At 67.2% G+C, this 15,196-nt stretch carries 11 protein-coding genes; 7 read left to right on the forward strand and 4 right to left on the reverse strand.

Going from position 1 to position 15,196, the window contains the following annotated elements; all coding sequences use genetic code 11:
* The first annotated feature begins 97 nt into the window (after positions 1 to 97).
* The 3 genes from VJ109_RS07555 (at position 98) to VJ109_RS07565 (ending at position 3,419) form a co-directional block, all read left to right on the forward strand.
* Positions 98 to 1,660, forward strand: coding sequence for a YegP family protein (locus tag VJ109_RS07555; RefSeq protein ID WP_324760317.1), 1,563 nt, complete (start codon positions 98 to 100; stop codon positions 1,658 to 1,660).
* A 64-nt stretch (positions 1,661 to 1,724) separates the two neighbouring features.
* Positions 1,725 to 2,192 carry a pyridoxamine 5'-phosphate oxidase family protein gene (locus VJ109_RS07560; protein WP_324760264.1) on the forward strand — a complete coding sequence of 156 codons (468 nt, stop codon included), beginning with the start codon at positions 1,725 to 1,727 and terminating at the stop codon, positions 2,190 to 2,192.
* Positions 2,193 to 2,285: 93 nt separating this feature from the next.
* Positions 2,286 to 3,419 (forward strand): thiolase family protein, encoded by a 1,134-nt coding sequence (locus VJ109_RS07565; RefSeq protein ID WP_324760266.1) that lies wholly within the window; start codon positions 2,286 to 2,288, stop codon positions 3,417 to 3,419.
* A 27-nt stretch (positions 3,420 to 3,446) separates the two neighbouring features.
* Here VJ109_RS07565 and VJ109_RS07570 read toward each other — a convergent pair whose 3' ends face one another.
* Complete coding sequence (locus VJ109_RS07570) at positions 3,447 to 4,493, reverse strand: helix-turn-helix domain-containing protein (protein ID WP_324760267.1); 1,047 nt, start codon at positions 4,491 to 4,493, stop codon at positions 3,447 to 3,449.
* Positions 4,494 to 4,619: 126 nt separating this feature from the next.
* Here VJ109_RS07570 and VJ109_RS07575 point away from each other — a divergent pair, with 126 nt between their 5' ends.
* Positions 4,620 to 5,036, forward strand: coding sequence for a PaaI family thioesterase (locus VJ109_RS07575; RefSeq protein WP_324760269.1), 417 nt, complete (start codon positions 4,620 to 4,622; stop codon positions 5,034 to 5,036).
* Here VJ109_RS07575 and VJ109_RS07580 read toward each other — a convergent pair.
* The 3 genes from VJ109_RS07580 to leuS form a co-directional block, all read right to left on the reverse strand.
* Positions 5,033 to 6,979: a cation:proton antiporter domain-containing protein gene (locus VJ109_RS07580; protein WP_324760271.1), complete on the reverse strand. Its 1,947-nt coding sequence runs from the start codon at positions 6,977 to 6,979 to the stop codon at positions 5,033 to 5,035. The two genes, VJ109_RS07575 and VJ109_RS07580, sit on opposite strands and share 4 nt — an antisense overlap.
* 81 nt (positions 6,980 to 7,060) lie before the next feature.
* A complete protein-coding gene (locus tag VJ109_RS07585; protein WP_324760274.1) occupies positions 7,061 to 7,966 on the reverse strand; it encodes an MBL fold metallo-hydrolase in 906 nt (301 codons plus the stop codon).
* A gap of 44 nt (positions 7,967 to 8,010) precedes the next feature.
* Entirely contained in the window at positions 8,011 to 10,707 is a 2,697-nt protein-coding gene (gene leuS, locus VJ109_RS07590; RefSeq protein WP_324760276.1) for a leucine--tRNA ligase, read from the reverse strand.
* A 149-nt stretch (positions 10,708 to 10,856) separates the two neighbouring features.
* Between leuS and VJ109_RS07595 the strand changes: the two genes are divergently transcribed.
* From VJ109_RS07595 to VJ109_RS07605, 3 genes are all read left to right on the forward strand, one after another.
* A complete protein-coding gene (locus VJ109_RS07595; RefSeq protein WP_324760278.1) occupies positions 10,857 to 13,235 on the forward strand; it encodes an ATP-dependent DNA helicase in 2,379 nt (792 codons plus the stop codon).
* The gene (gene cgi121, locus VJ109_RS07600; RefSeq protein WP_324760280.1) at positions 13,235 to 13,723 is read left to right on the forward strand and encodes a KEOPS complex subunit Cgi121; all 489 of its coding nucleotides are present in this window, start codon (positions 13,235 to 13,237) and stop codon (positions 13,721 to 13,723) included. The genes VJ109_RS07595 and cgi121 overlap by 1 nt, the downstream gene beginning before the upstream one ends.
* 99 nt (positions 13,724 to 13,822) lie before the next feature.
* Positions 13,823 to 15,136, forward strand: a complete 1,314-nt coding sequence (locus tag VJ109_RS07605; RefSeq protein ID WP_324760282.1) for an oxidoreductase — start codon at positions 13,823 to 13,825, stop codon at positions 15,134 to 15,136.
* Positions 15,137 to 15,196 lie beyond the last annotated feature (60 nt).

The raw sequence follows: 15,196 nt of genomic DNA on the forward strand, positions 1-15,196 counted from the left end.
ACGGTGATAAGTGACACGAAGCGAGGTGGGCACACAAAGAGATATATAGCTTGAATGAGAAGTCAATGATATGTCATCGGGAAGTCCCCTTGTCCGGATGTACCGTGGCCGAATCGGTGAGCCGACAACAGACGACGAAGCCTACGGATACTGGCTGTTCGTGGTCGGCATCCTCCTGGGCATCGCCGGCCTACTGCTGTTTTACTTCTCACCTGATAATTCACTCCCCCGACAGTTGGGATACATCTCGGGGGCGATCGGGTTAGTCGCTCTCATCGTCGGACCGACACTCAGGCTCCCGTTGTCGCGACGGGCGCTGACCCTCTCGTATCTCGGGGCCGTCGTCTGTCTGGCCGGCATCGTCTGGTTCACGATGGTCTACCCGTCGAACTGGACCGGACCGGCCGGTCACACGGGCGTCGTCTCGGTGTATCTGTTCGGACTGTTCCTGACCGCGGTCGGTGCGATCGTCGCGCCGCTGTTGACCGGGCGCCGGGAGGAGTACGAACGGATGAAATCGACCGCAGCGACCGCGACGAAGACGGCCGACGAGGCCACGCAGGCCGCCGAGGAAGCAACCGAAACCGCGGCGGAAGCGACACGTGAACGCGATTCGCTGACCGAGAAACTGGCGACCAGCGAGGCGACCCGCGAGGAGATGACGACGGTCCTGAACGCCACCGAGGCCGAACTGACCGCAGCACAGGAGACCATCGCCGCCGCGATGGATTCGAAGGCGACCTTCGAGGTATACACTGACAAAGCCGGCAAACACCGCTGGCGGCTCCGCCACCGGAACTCCAACGTCATCGCCGACAGCGCACAGGGGTACGCCTCCCGGCAGAAGGCGATGCAGGGCCTCCGAAGCGTCCAGTCCAACGCCGTCGGCGGCGGGGTCGTCGTCCTGCCCGCGGCCACCGAGGACGACACCGCCGAAGACGTTCCCGAGATTCCGGCCGAGGAAAGCCAGGCGACCTACGAGGTCTACGAGGACGCCGGCGGGGACTACCGCTGGCGGCTGCGCCACGACAACGGGAACATCATCGCCGACGGCAGCGAGGGATACGCCTCGAAATCGAACGCACGGCGTGGCCTCGACGGGGTCCGGGCGTACGTACCCGGCGCCCCCTACCTCACGCTCGACCCCGTCGGGTTCGAGGTCTACCCGGACGCTGCCGGCGAGTTCCGCTGGCGGTTGCTCCACCGCAACGGCAACATCCTCGCCGACAGCGGCGAGGGCTACACGACCCGTGCGAGCGCCCGGAACGCGGCCGAGCGTGTCCAACGGACCGCGCCCGACGCCACCACTGACGACGGGTTCGAGGTCTACGAGGACAACGCCGGGAAGTGGCGCTGGCGGCTCGAAGCGGCCAACGGCGAGATCATCGCCGACAGCGGTCAGGGCTACAGCAACCGGAGCAAGGCCATGGACGGTCTCGAACGGGTCCAGAACTACGCGGCCGACGCGGCCCTGCTCCCGGTGGGAAGCACCGTCTTCGAACTGTTCGCGGACGCGGCCGACGAGTGGCGCTGGCGACTGCGCCACCGCAACGGCAACATCCTCGCCGACAGCGGCGAGGGCTACACCGAGCGCAACAAGACCATCGACGCCATCCAGAGCGTGAAACGGCACGCACCGGGCGCCGAAACGACCGAGTAACGGCCGTTCCCCGCTGGGGAGAATCCCCGAACTACTTAACCGGGATTTCGGCGAAGTTGCAGATATGACGGTCGATTCACTCGAAGCGGCCGGGCTGGCACAGATGGACGACGAGGCCGTCGGGGCGTTCGTCGCGAGCCAGCAAGTCGGGGTCCTCGGTCTGCCGGCCGAGGGGGCACCGTACATGGTGCCGATCTCGTATGGCTACGACGACGAGTCGCTGTATTTCACGTTCGTCGGCGGTCCCGACAGCCGGAAACGGCGGCTCATCGACGACACCGAGCAGGCGGGCTTTCTCGTCTACGACGTGCGGTCGATGTTCAACTGGGAGAGTGTCGTCCTGGCAGGACGCCCGGAACGAGTCCGCGAGTCGGCGGTCGAGGGCCTCGAAACGATCCTCGACGGAGCGTGGCGACCCGAACTGTTCGAGCGCCTCGCCGAGTCCGCGGAGATCGTCGTCTATCGGTTCCAGATCGAGGAACGCAGCGGCATCAAACACACCGGGTTGCCGCCGGGTTTTGCCGACGGCTGATCGCGAAGACGCCGCCGTCGCGAGGCGGACAACTCTCCGCACCCGGTTGCGAGTTTGTCAGGGTTTAACACGAGCGGGGGCGTTGACCCGGCCATGCCAACACCGGTTATCGTCGACGCGGTACGGACGCCACAGGGGAAAGAAGACGGCGCGTACGCGGAGGTTCGCAGCGAGGAACTCTCGGTCCCGCTCGTCAACCAGTTGCTCGCCAGTACGGGCGTCGAATCCGACGAGGTCGACGACCTGCTGTGGGGCTGTGCCCAGCAGCGGGGCGAGCAGGGGAACAACCTCGCCCGCGTGATCTCGCTGCTGTCGGATCTGGGCGAGTCGGTCCCCGGATCGACGGTCAACCGCTGGTGTGCCTCCTCGGCGGAGGCGTTGATGCGGGCGGCCGACGCCGTCGCTGCGGGCCAGCGTGAGGTCCTGATCGCCGGCGGCGTCGAGTCGATGTCCCGCGTGAAGATGGGCGAGAACACCCACAACGTCCATCCGCGGCTGGCCGACCTGTACAACATCGGCGAACTCCAGATGGGGATGACCGCCGAGAAGGTCGCCGATGAGAAAGGCGTCGCCCGCCAGGCACAGGACGAGTACGCCCTGCGGAGCCACGAGCGGGCCGCAGCGGCGACCGACGAAGGGCGCTTCGACGACGAGATCGTTCCCATCGAGACCGACGATAGTCGCATCGAGGAAGACGAGGGTATCCGCCGTGACACCTCCCTGGAGAAACTCTCGGGCCTGCCGACGGTGTTCAAATCCGACGGGACAGTCACGCCGGGCAACGCCTCGCAGGTCTCGGACGGAGCGGCTGGCCTCATGGTCACCTCCCGGGCGTTCGCCGAGGATCGTGACCTGGAGGTCTTAGCCGAGATCGGTGCCCACGAGGTCGCCGGCGTCGATCCGACGGTCATGGGGATCGGCCCGGTCCCCGCCGTCCGCAAACTCGGCGAGCGGATCGATCGGGACACCGACGAGTACGATCTGGTCGAACTGAACGAAGCCTTCGCCTCCCAGACGCTGTACTGCCAGCGCGAACTGAGTTTCGACGACGAGATCTTCAACGTCAACGGTGGCGCCATCGCCATCGGCCACCCGCTGGGGGCAAGCGGCGCCCGTCTCCCGGTGACACTCGTCCACGAGATGAACCGCCGGGACGCCGACCTGGGACTGGCGACCGAGTGTGTCGGCTTCGGCCAGGGTGCGGCGATCGAGTTCCACCGGCCCTGAGAGTGTCCCCGCGGGCCGCCTGTCCACCTACTCCCGTTCGCGCACCGAGAGGTGGTCGGCCGCGAACGCCTCGGTGTAGGCACCGCTGCCGCCGACGCTGTGGTGGGTGCCGTCGACGTCCAGCACCAGTCCGTTCTGCCCGGTGAACTCGGCGGTGACGGGGTCGACCAGCCCCTGTTTCGTCTCGACGACCCGCCCGGTCAGCGTCTCCCTGTCCTGGTCGGGGAGGAGGTGGGCGGTCACCGCCAGCGAGTGGGGGTCGTCGTGGGTCGCGATGGCGAACAGTCCGTGTCGGAACGAGACGGTCTCCAGTGGAAGCGAGGGGGAGTCGGCGCGGTAGATCTGCTCGCCGGCCGCCCAGAAGTTCGACCACTGCGAGAGGATCGCAGTGGCGTTTTTGGGACTCTGTTCGATCGCTAGCCCGTACTCACCCTGGCGGTGTTGGCCGTGCAACAGCGAGGAGTCGCTGGTGATCGAGACGCGCCCGTCGGCGGCGGCCAGGCTGGCGACGGTCGCTTCCCACGTCCGGACGACGTGTGTGCCACGAGCGATCCGCTCGACATCGACCGGGCCGTCGACACCGGCCGTCCCCAGCAGGACAGCCACGAACACGCCTCTGCGGACGGCACGCTCCAGCGCGGGCGTGAGACGATCGATCGCCGGCGCGGGGACCGACAGGAACACCTCCTGGCTGGCGTTCCCGACGAGTCGCTCCAGTCGATCGTACAGCGTCTCCCGCGTCCTGACGAGTTCGACCGCCGGGTAGTCCGGTTCGGCTTCGGTGTGGCGCTCGGCCAGATCCGTCGCTAACTCGGATAGCTCCTCGGTCATCGACTCGATGGCCGATTCCGGATCGACCGCCCGGACCTGTGTCGGCGTCCGGTGGTCGTCGACGACGACCAGCCCACGGTCGTCGAGACGCTCGACGAGATCGTAGACGTAGCCCGTCGAGATGTCGGTCGCCGTACTGAGCTCCGCGATGGTCGCGCTGCCCCGTTCCAACACTGCGACGTACGTCCGTGCTTCCGTCTCCGAGAGCCCGAACCGGGCCAACTGTGCTACCGTCTCGGCCATGCGCGCAATGTCGTGGCCGGCGCCTTCAGTCCATCGTCCGAGCCAGAGACTCCGTATACGAGACCACGATAGACACGTTGTACCGGGTTCTCGTGGGCTTATGCCTCTCGCCGCCGTCGTGAGCGTATGGACGTCGAGGGAATCTTCAACGAGTTGCCGTTCGTCGAGGAGTTGGGAATAGTGCTCACTGCCGCCGACGAAGGTCACGCCGAGGGTCGGCTCCCGTTGCAACCCGAACACTCGTCGAACCCGACCCAGCGGATCGCACACGGCGGCGTCACGTACTCGCTCGTCGACACGGTCGGCGGCGCGGCCGTCGTCTCGCTGTCGGAGACGATCTCACCGACGGTGGACATGCGGATCGACTACCTCGCGCCGGCGACGGCGGATATACGCGCCGAGGCCGACGTGATTCGGATGGGCGGTAGCGTCGCCGTCGTCGATATCGACGTGTACGACGCCAACGGCCATCACGTCGCGACGGCTCGTGGAACCTACAAGACGAGCGGCGAAGGCGACGGGTCGCCCTGGCAGCAAGACTAGTCGTCAGCGACGAGTTTCATCCCGTCACGGACCGACTCGTGGCGACCGAGCAGTGTCACCATGTCCCCCTCCTGAAGGACGTAGTCGGCGGTCGGAACCTGTGCGTCCTGGTAGTCTTTGCCGCTGACTAGCGCGATGAGACAGGCATCGGGAAGCATCGGCCCGACCTCACGGACGGATTTGCCGATCAGCTCCCCGTTTTTGACTTCGATCTCCTGGACATCGCCGCTCCGGCCCACGTCGGTCATCCAGTGAGCGATGGCCGGCCGTTCGATCTGGTTGTCGATGGCCCAGGCGGTCGCCATCGCCGAGGAGATGGTCCGGACGCCGAGATCCTCGAAGGCCTCGACGTTGTCGGGGTTGTTCGCGCGGGCGATGATCCGCTCGACGCCGAACTTCGAACTGGCCAGCTGTGAGACCAGCAGGTTCGCGTCGTCGTCGCCGGTCGCAGCGACGACTGTCTTTGCGTTCTCGGCACCGGCGGAGCGTAACACGTCCGTGTCGGTGCCGTCACCGATCTCGACCGCGTACCCCTCGTTACGGGCGCGTTCGACGATCGATTCGTCCTGTTCGATGATGACGATGTTTTCCCCTCGGTCCTCCAGCCGTTCGGCGAGTGCGCGGCCGACCTTGCCGCCGCCGACGATGATGACTCGCATTGGTATCACATTCAGTTTCTCCGCGATCGTACGCGCGAAACCGCCCTCTAGCAGAGCAGTCACGAAGATGACGAGAAAGACGGTCCCCAGCAGTATCTCGGCCTGTGTCCCCAGTAGTTGGGCCTGCTGGAGAAGCGCGTCGGCCTCCGCACCGGTAAGTTCGGCCGCCTCGGTCCGCCGTTCCTCGGCGACAGTATTCAACTCGACTGCAAACAGCGTCGCGACCGACGCCGGAATGATCCCGCGTGGACCGACGAAGCTGACGAACAGTTTCTCGGCCCGGGTAAACCGATCGCCGGTCATCGAGATGAACACGAGCAGCGGACGGATGAGCAAGGCGACGGCGGCGACGACAATAATCCCGGCCAGCCCGACATCGATGAGCGCGTCGAGGCTCAGCTGTGCCGCGAGCGCAATAAAGACGAACGAAAGGACGAGCAGCGTGATGTCGCCTTTGAACTCCTCGATGTCCTCCTCGTATGGGTGGTCGATGTTCCCCAGTGCGACCCCGGCGGTCGCGGCCGCGGCGACGCCGGCCTCGGTGGCGATGGTGTTGGCTGCGGCGTAGGCGACTAGGGCACCGGCGAGCGTCAACAGCCGGGCGTTTCTGGGCGCATCGCTCGGCGAGAGATCGATATACTGTAGCAGGTAGTACAACAGGCCCGCGACGATCAGTCCGACCAGCAACCCGGTCCCCAGTCGGAACGCGAACGCCCGGACCAGCCCCTGGCTGTTCGCAGCGGGGTTGACCGTCTCGAAGACGACGACCGCGATGATCGCCGCGGTGACGTCGTTGACGATCCCCTCCGTCTCCAAGGCGGTCGCAACCCGATCCCGGACCGGGACGACGTTCAGGATCGGCGTGATGACCGTCGGTCCCGTCGCCACCAGCAGGGCGCCGATGAGAAAAGCGAGGTTCCAGGAGACCGCGGGTTCACTGAAGGCGAACTTGACCGCGACGGCGGTCCCGAGCAACGCGATAGCGGCGCCGAGAGTCACGAGCCGGAACGTCGCCGCGGGCGCCTCCCTGATGCGTTCGAACCGTAGGTGATAGGCCCCCTCGAAGACGATGATCGCGACAGCCAGACCGACGATTGCTGACAGCGCACCGCCGAAGGTGCCGCTGCCGATGATCCCCAGTCCCGGTTGCCCGATGATAACCCCGACGAGCAGGTAGAAGATGATACTCGGGATTCTGAGCCGAGCGGCCGCGAGCTGTGCGATCACACCGAGTCCGATGATACCGGCGACGAGAGGGATCAGTAGTGTCGAGCTACCAGCCACTGGTGTCCTCCATCAGTCCGGGCAAACGAGCGGATCACTGATAAACGCGTCTACTCACCGGAGCGCCGGCCGGGGTTCGTATCACTCCGCTCGGCGATCCAGCGCGACCAGTACGCCCCGGACGTTCATCGCGACCTCGGCCCTGGATTTGTGATCGCTCCAGACATCGGCGGTCTCGACGGTCTCGACGAAGTGGTCGACGACGGCGTCGTCGTCGCCGAGATCGGCACGGACTTCGGCCACCTCGGCGACCCACTCGGCGAGTTTGTCGGCGTACACCGCCAACCGGTCGTCGGTCGGGGCCGGCCCGAAGTGCCCGTACAGCAGCGTCTCCGGATCGAGCTGCTGGATGCGTTCGACATCTTCGAGGGCCGTCTCCAGCTCGAAGTTCGCCGGCGGGCTCGTGACGTGGATCTCGTCGGTCGAGGGCGTGTAGATGCCAGCAGCGTCGGCGGTGAACACGCCGTCGATGGCCGGATCGTAGAAGACGACCTGGTGGGGGGCGTGCCCCGGTGCGTGGACGACCTCGAAGCTATGATCGCCTAAGTCGATCTCGTCGCCGTCCTCGATCGTCTCGATGCGGTCCTCGGGGATCGGTTCCGGCTCGACGTAGTACTGGATCTGGTCGCCGACGGCCCGTTTGGTCCCCTCCCAGAGCCGCTCGGGATCGATCAGGTGGCGCGCACCGGAGCCGTGGACGTACACCGTGGCGTTCGGACACGCCTCGACGAGGTGGCCGGCGCCGCCGGCGTGGTCCAGATGGACGTGCGTCAGCGCGATCACGTCGAGGTCAGCGGGGGCGATCCCGACCTCGTCCATCGCGTCGAGGACGTTCTCGTACCGGGTCCCGATACCCGTATCCACGAGTGCGGGCCGCTCGGCGTCGACGATGTACACCGATCCGTACTCCTCGACATCGAACATGCCGGTGTCGACGTAGTAGACGTCCTCGCAGTGCTCGGCCTCGAACACGTCACCGATTGCCATAGCTCGGATGGCGGCCGGCGACGAGAAAACGGTTGCGCTCGGGGTCAGGAGATGTGGATCGCGGGCTTGTTCGGCCGGGCTTTCCGGGCGAGATCGTCGTCGCCGCCACGGCGCACCGCCACGTCGGCGCCGAACTCGTCTTCGAACAGCCAGCGGGCCTGTTCCAGCACCGACAACTCGCGTTCCCCGTCGACGATCGGTTCCAGGCCGGCCCCTTTTTCGGCCAGGTCGGCGGCGTAGTCGGCCGCGTCGTCGCCGTGGTCCCGGATCGTCCCGTCGTCCATGATCGCACCGACGATGGCGTCGTCGGGATCGGCCGCGCGGGCGATCTCGTAGGCGTCGTACTTCCAGGCCGGCGCGACGACGAGTTCGATCGCATCGGGATCGTCGATGTCGACGACCTCGGTGATCTCACGGACGTCGTCGAGCGTTCGGCGGACGAGTTGGCGTTCGATGCGGTAGTGGTCGACTTCGCGGAGCGGTTCAGGCCAGCTAGCGGCCGCGACCGGACCGTCCTCGTCCAGGGTGAGCCACATCTCCTCGGCGAGGTAGGGCGCGATCGGTGCGACCAGTTTCGTCAGCACCCGCAGTGCCCGCCCGTAGGCAAAGCGGTAGGGCTCCTCGTAGCTCGCGTACCGTCGCAACAGGCGGGCGAACCGCTGGAGTTCGCTGACCACGCGGTGGAACCGGAACCGCTCGTACTCCTCGGTGACCGCGGCGATGGTGCGGTCGATCTCCCGTTCGAGGTAGGCGTCGTGATCGGCGGTGTCGGTCCGATCCGCTCCCTCGGCGAAGTCGGTTGCCATCGCGTAGAGGGTCTGCTGGAACTCGTAGGCCGTCGAGACGTCCTTGACCGTCCACTCGAAGTCCTGGGCGGGGTGGGCCGCCGAGAGGACGAACAGCCGCGTGGTCTCGGCGCCGTACTCGTGGGGTGCGATGTCGTTGCCCTTCGATTTGGACATCTTCTCGCCGCTGTGGAGCACCGTCCCCTGGTTGATGAGCCGGTCGACTGGCTCCCGGCGATCGAGCAGGCCCAGGTCGGCGAGCGCCCGCGTGAAAAATCGGATGTACAGCAGGTGGAGGACAGCGTGTTCCTCGCCGCCGACGTAGACATCGACGGGGAGCCACTCGTCGGCAGTCGCCTGATCGAAGGGAGCCTCGTCGAAGTGAGGCGAGAGGTAGCGCAGGAAGTACCACGAGGAGTCGACGAAGGTGTCCATCGTGTCGGTCTCCCGGACGGCGTCGGCCCCGCAGTCGGGACAGGTAGTCCGTTTCCACTCCTCGGCGGCGTCGAGGGGGTTTCCGGTCGTCTGGACGTACTCGGGTAACTCGACCGGCAACTCGTCGTCGGGGACGGGGACGTGGCCGCAGTCGTCGCAGTGGACGATCGGGATGGGCGTTCCCCAGTACCGCTGCCGGGAGATCAGCCAGTCCCGCAGCCGGTAGGTCGTCGCCGCTTCGGCACCGTCGTGGTCCAGCAGTCGGTCGCGGGCGGCCGTACTCGCCAGCCCGTCGTACGCGCCGCTGTCGGTGAGCATCCCGTCCTCGGTGTACGGTTTCCCGGGGAGGTTCGTCTCGGTGCCGTCGACGGGCTCGACGACCTGCTCGACCGGGAGGTCGTGTTCGTCGGCGAAGGCGTGGTCCCGTTCGTTGTGGGCCGGGACGCCCATCACGGCGCCGGTCCCCACGTCGTCTAAGACGTAGGCGGCGACGTACACCGGCAACTCCTCGCCGGTGTATGGGTGGGTCGCCGTGAGATCGGTCTCGACCCCGCTCAGGCCGGCGTCGTCGGCGTCGGCGACCGACTCGACGTAGTCGGCGACGGCGTCGTCGTCCTCGGCTATCGCTCGGGCGATGTCGTGGCCCGGCGAGACCGCGAGATAGGTCGCGCCGTAGACGGTGTCGAGTTGGGTCGTAAACGCCTCGATCGGTCCGCCATCGGTCTCGAAGGCCACGCGAGCGCCCTCCTGGCGCCCGATCCAGTTGCGCTGGCTGTCTCTGACACCCTCCGGCCACCCGTCCAGGTCGTCCAGGCCGTCGTAGAGTTCGTCGGCGTAGTCGGTGATCGTAAAGAACCACTGGTCGAGGTCGCGCTGTTCGACATCGGTGCCACAGCGCCAGCAGACACCCCGGTCGTCGCCGTGTCCCGGACCGTGGCGGTCGGTCCCGTCGGGGCGTTCGACCTGTGCGTCGGCCAGCACCGTCTCGCAGTCGGGACACCAGTTGACCGTCGCGGCGTCGTACTCGACTAACCCCTCGTCGTAGAAACGGGTGAACAGCCACTGGTTCCAGCGGTAGTACGCCGGATCGCAGGTGGTTATCTCCCGCGACCAGTCGTACCCAAAGCCCATCTCTTCGAGATCGTCGCGCATCCGCTCGATGCACGAGCGGGTCCAGGATTCGGGGTCGGTATCCCGCTGGTAGGCGGCGTTCTCGGCGGGCAGGCCGAAGGCGTCCCATCCCATCGGGTGCAGCACGTCGTCCCCGTCCATCCGTCGAAACCGGGCGTATGCGTCGGTGATCGCGTAGTTGCGGATGTGTCCCATATGCAGCGATCCGGAGGTGTAGGGGAACATCCCCAGCACGTAGGTCGGGTCGGCGGCGTCCTCAGGAGCGTCACCGACCGAGGGGTCGCCGGAACTCGTTCCGACGGCGTCGTCGGGACAGTCGTAGACGCCCTCCCGCTCCCAGACGTGTTGCCAGTACTCCTGGACCCGCGTGTGGTCGTAGCGACGAGCCATTCAATACCGTAGGCTCCGCCGGCCGTCCACATGAGTGTTCGGCCGGCGAGGCGGATGGTTCCGTAACCCGTGAACCGAGCCGGTCGTCCACATCAGTGTTCGGCCCCAGTGCAACAGTTTAAATCGCGGCAGGACCCAATCGATCGGTAATGGACGTTGCGGACCTGCCGGGCGTGCCCGACTGGCTGCCCGACCATCTACGTGCCGACGGGATCGAGGAGTTGTACCCACCCCAGGCCGAGGCCGTCGAGGCCGGTGTCACCAGGGGCGAGAACCTCGTCGCTGCCATCCCGACGGCGAGCGGAAAGACTCTCGTGGCGGAGCTGGCGATGCTGTCGTCGGTCGCTCGTGGCGGGACGGCGCTGTATATCGTCCCGCTGCGGGCGCTGGCCAGCGAGAAGCGCGCGGAGTTCGAACAGTTCGAGGAGTACGGGCTGGACGTGGGCGTCTCGACGGGGAACTACGAGTCCGACGGCGGCTGGCTGGCAGACAAGGACATCGTCGTCGCGACCAGCGAGAAGGTCGATTCCCTCGTGCGAAACGACGCGCCCTGGATCGGGGACCTGAGCTGCGTCGTCAGCGACGAGGTCCACCTCGTCGACGACGGCAACCGGGGGCCGACCCTGGAGGTGACCCTGGCGAAGCTCCGCCGGCTCAACCCCGATCTGCAGACGGTCGCGCTGTCCGCGACCATCGGCAACGCCGACGAACTCGCCGGCTGGCTCGACGCCGAACTGGTCGACTCGGACTGGCGCCCAATCGACCTCCAGAAGGGGGTCCACTACGGCCAGGCGTTACATCTCGAAGACGGGAGCCAGCAACGGCTGGCCGTACAGAACAACGAGAAGCCGACCGCCGCCATCGTCCGGGACACGCTGACCGACGACACCGACGAGGACGGCGCCGTCGTCGAGGAGGGCGGCTCGACGCTGGTGTTCGTCAACTCCCGGCGCAACGCCGAGTCGGCCGCCGGACGGTTGGGGAGTACGGTCCGGCCACACCTCACCGACGAGGAACGCGACCAGTTGGCCGACGTGGCCGCCGAGATCCGGGACGTGAGCGACACCGAGACCAGCGACGACCTCGCCGACGCCGTCGCCGACGGGGCGGCGTTCCACCACGCCGGCCTCGCACGGGGCCACCGGGAACTCGTCGAGGACGCGTTCCGGGACCGCCTCGTGAAGGTCGTCTGTGCGACGCCGACGCTGGCTGCGGGGGTGAACACGCCCTCCCGTCGGGTCGTCGTCCGGGACTGGCGCCGCTACGACGGCGAAGCCGGCGGGATGCAACCGCTCTCGGTCCTTGAAGTCCACCAGATGATGGGCCGGGCCGGTCGACCCGGCCTGGACCCCTACGGCGAGGCGGCGCTGATCGCCAACAGCCACGATGAACTGGACGAACTGTTCGAGCGGTACGTCTGGGCCGATCCCGAGCCGGTCCGGTCGAAACTCGCCGCCGAGCCGGCCCTGCGGACCCACATCCTCGCGACGGTCGCCTCCGGGTTCGCCCGCTCTCGTGGCGGCCTGCTGGAGTTCCTCGAACAGACGCTCTACGCCAGCCAGACCGCTGAGAGCGGCCGGCTCGAACGGGTCGTCGACGACGTGCTCACGTATCTGGAACGGAACGGGTTCGTCGAGCGGGACGACGACGAACTCGACGCGACCTCGCTGGGCCACACGGTCTCGCGGCTCTACCTCGATCCGATGAGCGCCGCCGAGATCGTCGACGGGCTCGAACACTGGGAACGCCACGCCGGCGCGGACGACACAACGCCTGCCGAGGACGGGTTCACGACCGCGAACGAACTCGCGGACGGCGAACAGGCGGCCGACACCGATCCCGACGACATCTCGGCGCTCGGCCTCTTCCATCTCGTCTCGCGCACGCCGGACATGTACGAACTGTACCTCCGGTCGGGCGACCGCGAGGAGTACGAGATGGCGGTGTACGAGCGGGAGGCCGAACTCCTGGGACCGACCCCCTCCGAGTTCGAGGACGATCGCTTCGAGGACTGGTTGGCGTCGTTCAAGACCGCTCGCCTGCTCGAAGACTGGGCCTCGGAGGTCGACGAGGAGACGATCACCGAACGCTACGGCGTCGGCCCGGGGGACATCCGCGGGAAAGTCGAGACCGCCCAGTGGCTGCTCGGGGCCGCCGAGTCCCTGGCCAGCGAGGTCGGACTGGACGCCGGGCCGGCGATCAGCGAGGCCCGCCGCCGGGTCGAACACGGCGTCGGCGAGGAACTCATCGACCTCGCGGGCGTGCGCGGTGTGGGTCGTAAACGGGCGCGGCGGCTCTACGACGCCGGGATCACCGACCGTGCCCAGTTGCGTGATGCCCCGAAACCGACCGTCCTCGCGGCGCTCCGGGGCCGGCGAAAGACCGCCGAAAACGTCCTCGAAAGCGCCGGCCACCGCGATCCGTCGATGGACGGCGTCGACCCGGACCCGGACGTGGCAGTCGACGAAGACGACGCCTCGGAACCGGACGAGACCGTCGAGGACCAGTCCAGCCTGGGGGATTTCTGATGGAGGTCGTCGAGGGCACCGCGACGGTCGCGGACGTGGGGGCGTTCGTCGATCGCCTGGACGCGATCGGGACGGACCACGGCGCGACGATCCAGGCGTTCGACGCCCGCTACGTCGTCGATCGGGCACACCTAGAGCGGGCAGTGAAACTCGCGACCCGCGCCCACGACCGCGGTGAGGGGATCGCCGACGACTTCGGCGTCGAGATCCTGCTGTACGCAGCCGGTCGCCGCCAGATCAGCCAAGCGCTGGAGATGGGCCTCAGCGAGGGGACGTGTCCGGTCGTCGCCGTCGTCGTCGGCGGTGACGAACGCGCCGCTGCGGCCGCCGTGGCCGACACGCTCGATCCGGGCGAGACGCTGGGCCAGTACGACCGCGAACGGGTGCAGTCGTTCTTCGACGTGAGTGAGGGGGAACTCACTGCAACCGAGGGGACGCTGGCCGACGCCGTCCGCGAGCGGGTCGCGTTGCTCCCGGTCGAGAAGTAGCGACAGGGTTTTTCGACGCGGTATGCTACCTTCGAACATGGAGCCACAGCGAACCGGCCGAGTGCGCGTCAGTACTCATCCGTGCCGCGACGGAAGACTGTGACCGCCCTGACCGAACCGATCGACATCGGTGGAGTCACGGTCCCGAACCGGCTCTACCGGGCACCGGTCCTGGAGTGTGCGGGCAACGGCCCCGACGCCGTCGACACGCTCGTCGACGAACTCGAACCGACCGCGGAATCCGGCGTCGGGCTGGTCTTCCAGGGGGCGAGCATCGTCACCGACAGGGGCGGCTGTGCGGCCCCGAACATGACCCGGGTCCACGATCAGTCGTTCGTGGCGCGCCTCGAACGGCTGACCGACGCCGTCCACGATCACGGCGGCCGGGCCTTCCTCCAGTTGGCCCACGGCGGCCTGCGGAGCATGGCGACCTGGCACGCTGGCTATCGGAACCGCCATCCGGACCAGCGCCAACTGGCCGTCTCCCGACCGCCCTGGCAGCTCCGGCTGCTCGACCGGGCGGGACTCATCTCGCTCCGTCCGGAGGTGCTCACGACCGAGGACGTGTGGGATCTGGCCGAACAGTTCGGCCGCTGTGCCGGCTACGCCGCCGACGCCGGCTACGACGGGATCCACCTCTCGGCGGCGAACATGAGTCTGGTCCAGCAGTTCCTCTCGCCGTTCTACAACCGCCGGGACGACGAGTTCGCGGACGGTGTTCGGTTCATGGAAGCGATCCACGACGCCGTCCGGGACCACGCCGGGTCGATTCCGCTCGTGACGAAAGTCCCTGCGGAGACCGACGCACCGAAGTTCGTTCGAAGGCACCTTTCGAGAGCGGACGGGCTGGACATCGCCGAACGGGTCGCCGGGATCGGGTACGACGGCGTCGTCCCGGTGGAGGTATCGACGTTCTGGGACATGAGTATCGTTCGCGGTGCCTTCCCGGACCGCGCGTGGGACGCCAGCGACCTCCAGGCTGACTACGCGTCGGTCTTCGGGAGCCGTCTCCGGGCGCGTGCAGTGGAACTGCTGAATCGGTGGCAGGCCCGCCGGTTCGACCACGAACCGGGCTGGAACGCGGAGTTCTGTCGGGCGGTCCGCGAGCGAGTCGGCGTGCCAGTGTTGCTCGAAGGCGGTCTCCGGACGCGGGCGGACTGTGACCGCTATCTGGCTGCCGATGACGATACGCCCGCCGCCGACCTGGTGGGGATGGCCCGGCCGTTCTACGCCGAGCCACGACTGGGGGCGCGTCTGCTGGCCGGCGAGGACGCGCTGTGTGAGAGCTGTAACAACTGTACGATCCCACAGGTGACCGGCGAACCCGGCCGCTGTCGAACGCCGTCGATCGTCCGCGAGCAGGGACGGCTCGCCGAAGCCGGTGCCTACGAGAGAAATAGCGACGGGAAGTGACCGAAGTGGGTGGTCGACGGACAGTGAGAGAAAGGCTGATGCCGCTCCGACACTGAACAC

The sequence above is a fragment of the Haloarcula montana genome, assembly GCF_035666295.1.
GTDB classification, from domain to species: domain Archaea; phylum Halobacteriota; class Halobacteria; order Halobacteriales; family Haloarculaceae; genus Haloarcula; species Haloarcula montana.

Bases quoted from the DNA above. Each gene is read 5' to 3' on its own strand.
- VJ109_RS07565 (WP_324760266.1), top strand. From the start codon at position 2,286: ATGCCAACACCGGTTATCGTCGACGCGGTACGGACGCCACAGGGGAAA.
- VJ109_RS07555 (WP_324760317.1), top strand. From the start codon at position 98: ATGTACCGTGGCCGAATCGGTGAGCCGACAACAGACGACGAAGCCTAC.
- leuS (WP_324760276.1), bottom strand. From the start codon at position 10,707: ATGGCTCGTCGCTACGACCACACGCGGGTCCAGGAGTACTGGCAACAC.
- VJ109_RS07595 (WP_324760278.1), top strand. From the start codon at position 10,857: ATGGACGTTGCGGACCTGCCGGGCGTGCCCGACTGGCTGCCCGACCAT.
- VJ109_RS07560 (WP_324760264.1), top strand. From the start codon at position 1,725: ATGACGGTCGATTCACTCGAAGCGGCCGGGCTGGCACAGATGGACGAC.
- VJ109_RS07570 (WP_324760267.1), bottom strand. From the start codon at position 4,493: ATGGCCGAGACGGTAGCACAGTTGGCCCGGTTCGGGCTCTCGGAGACG.
- VJ109_RS07575 (WP_324760269.1), top strand. From the start codon at position 4,620: ATGGACGTCGAGGGAATCTTCAACGAGTTGCCGTTCGTCGAGGAGTTG.
- cgi121 (WP_324760280.1), top strand. From the start codon at position 13,235: ATGGAGGTCGTCGAGGGCACCGCGACGGTCGCGGACGTGGGGGCGTTC.
- VJ109_RS07585 (WP_324760274.1), bottom strand. From the start codon at position 7,966: ATGGCAATCGGTGACGTGTTCGAGGCCGAGCACTGCGAGGACGTCTAC.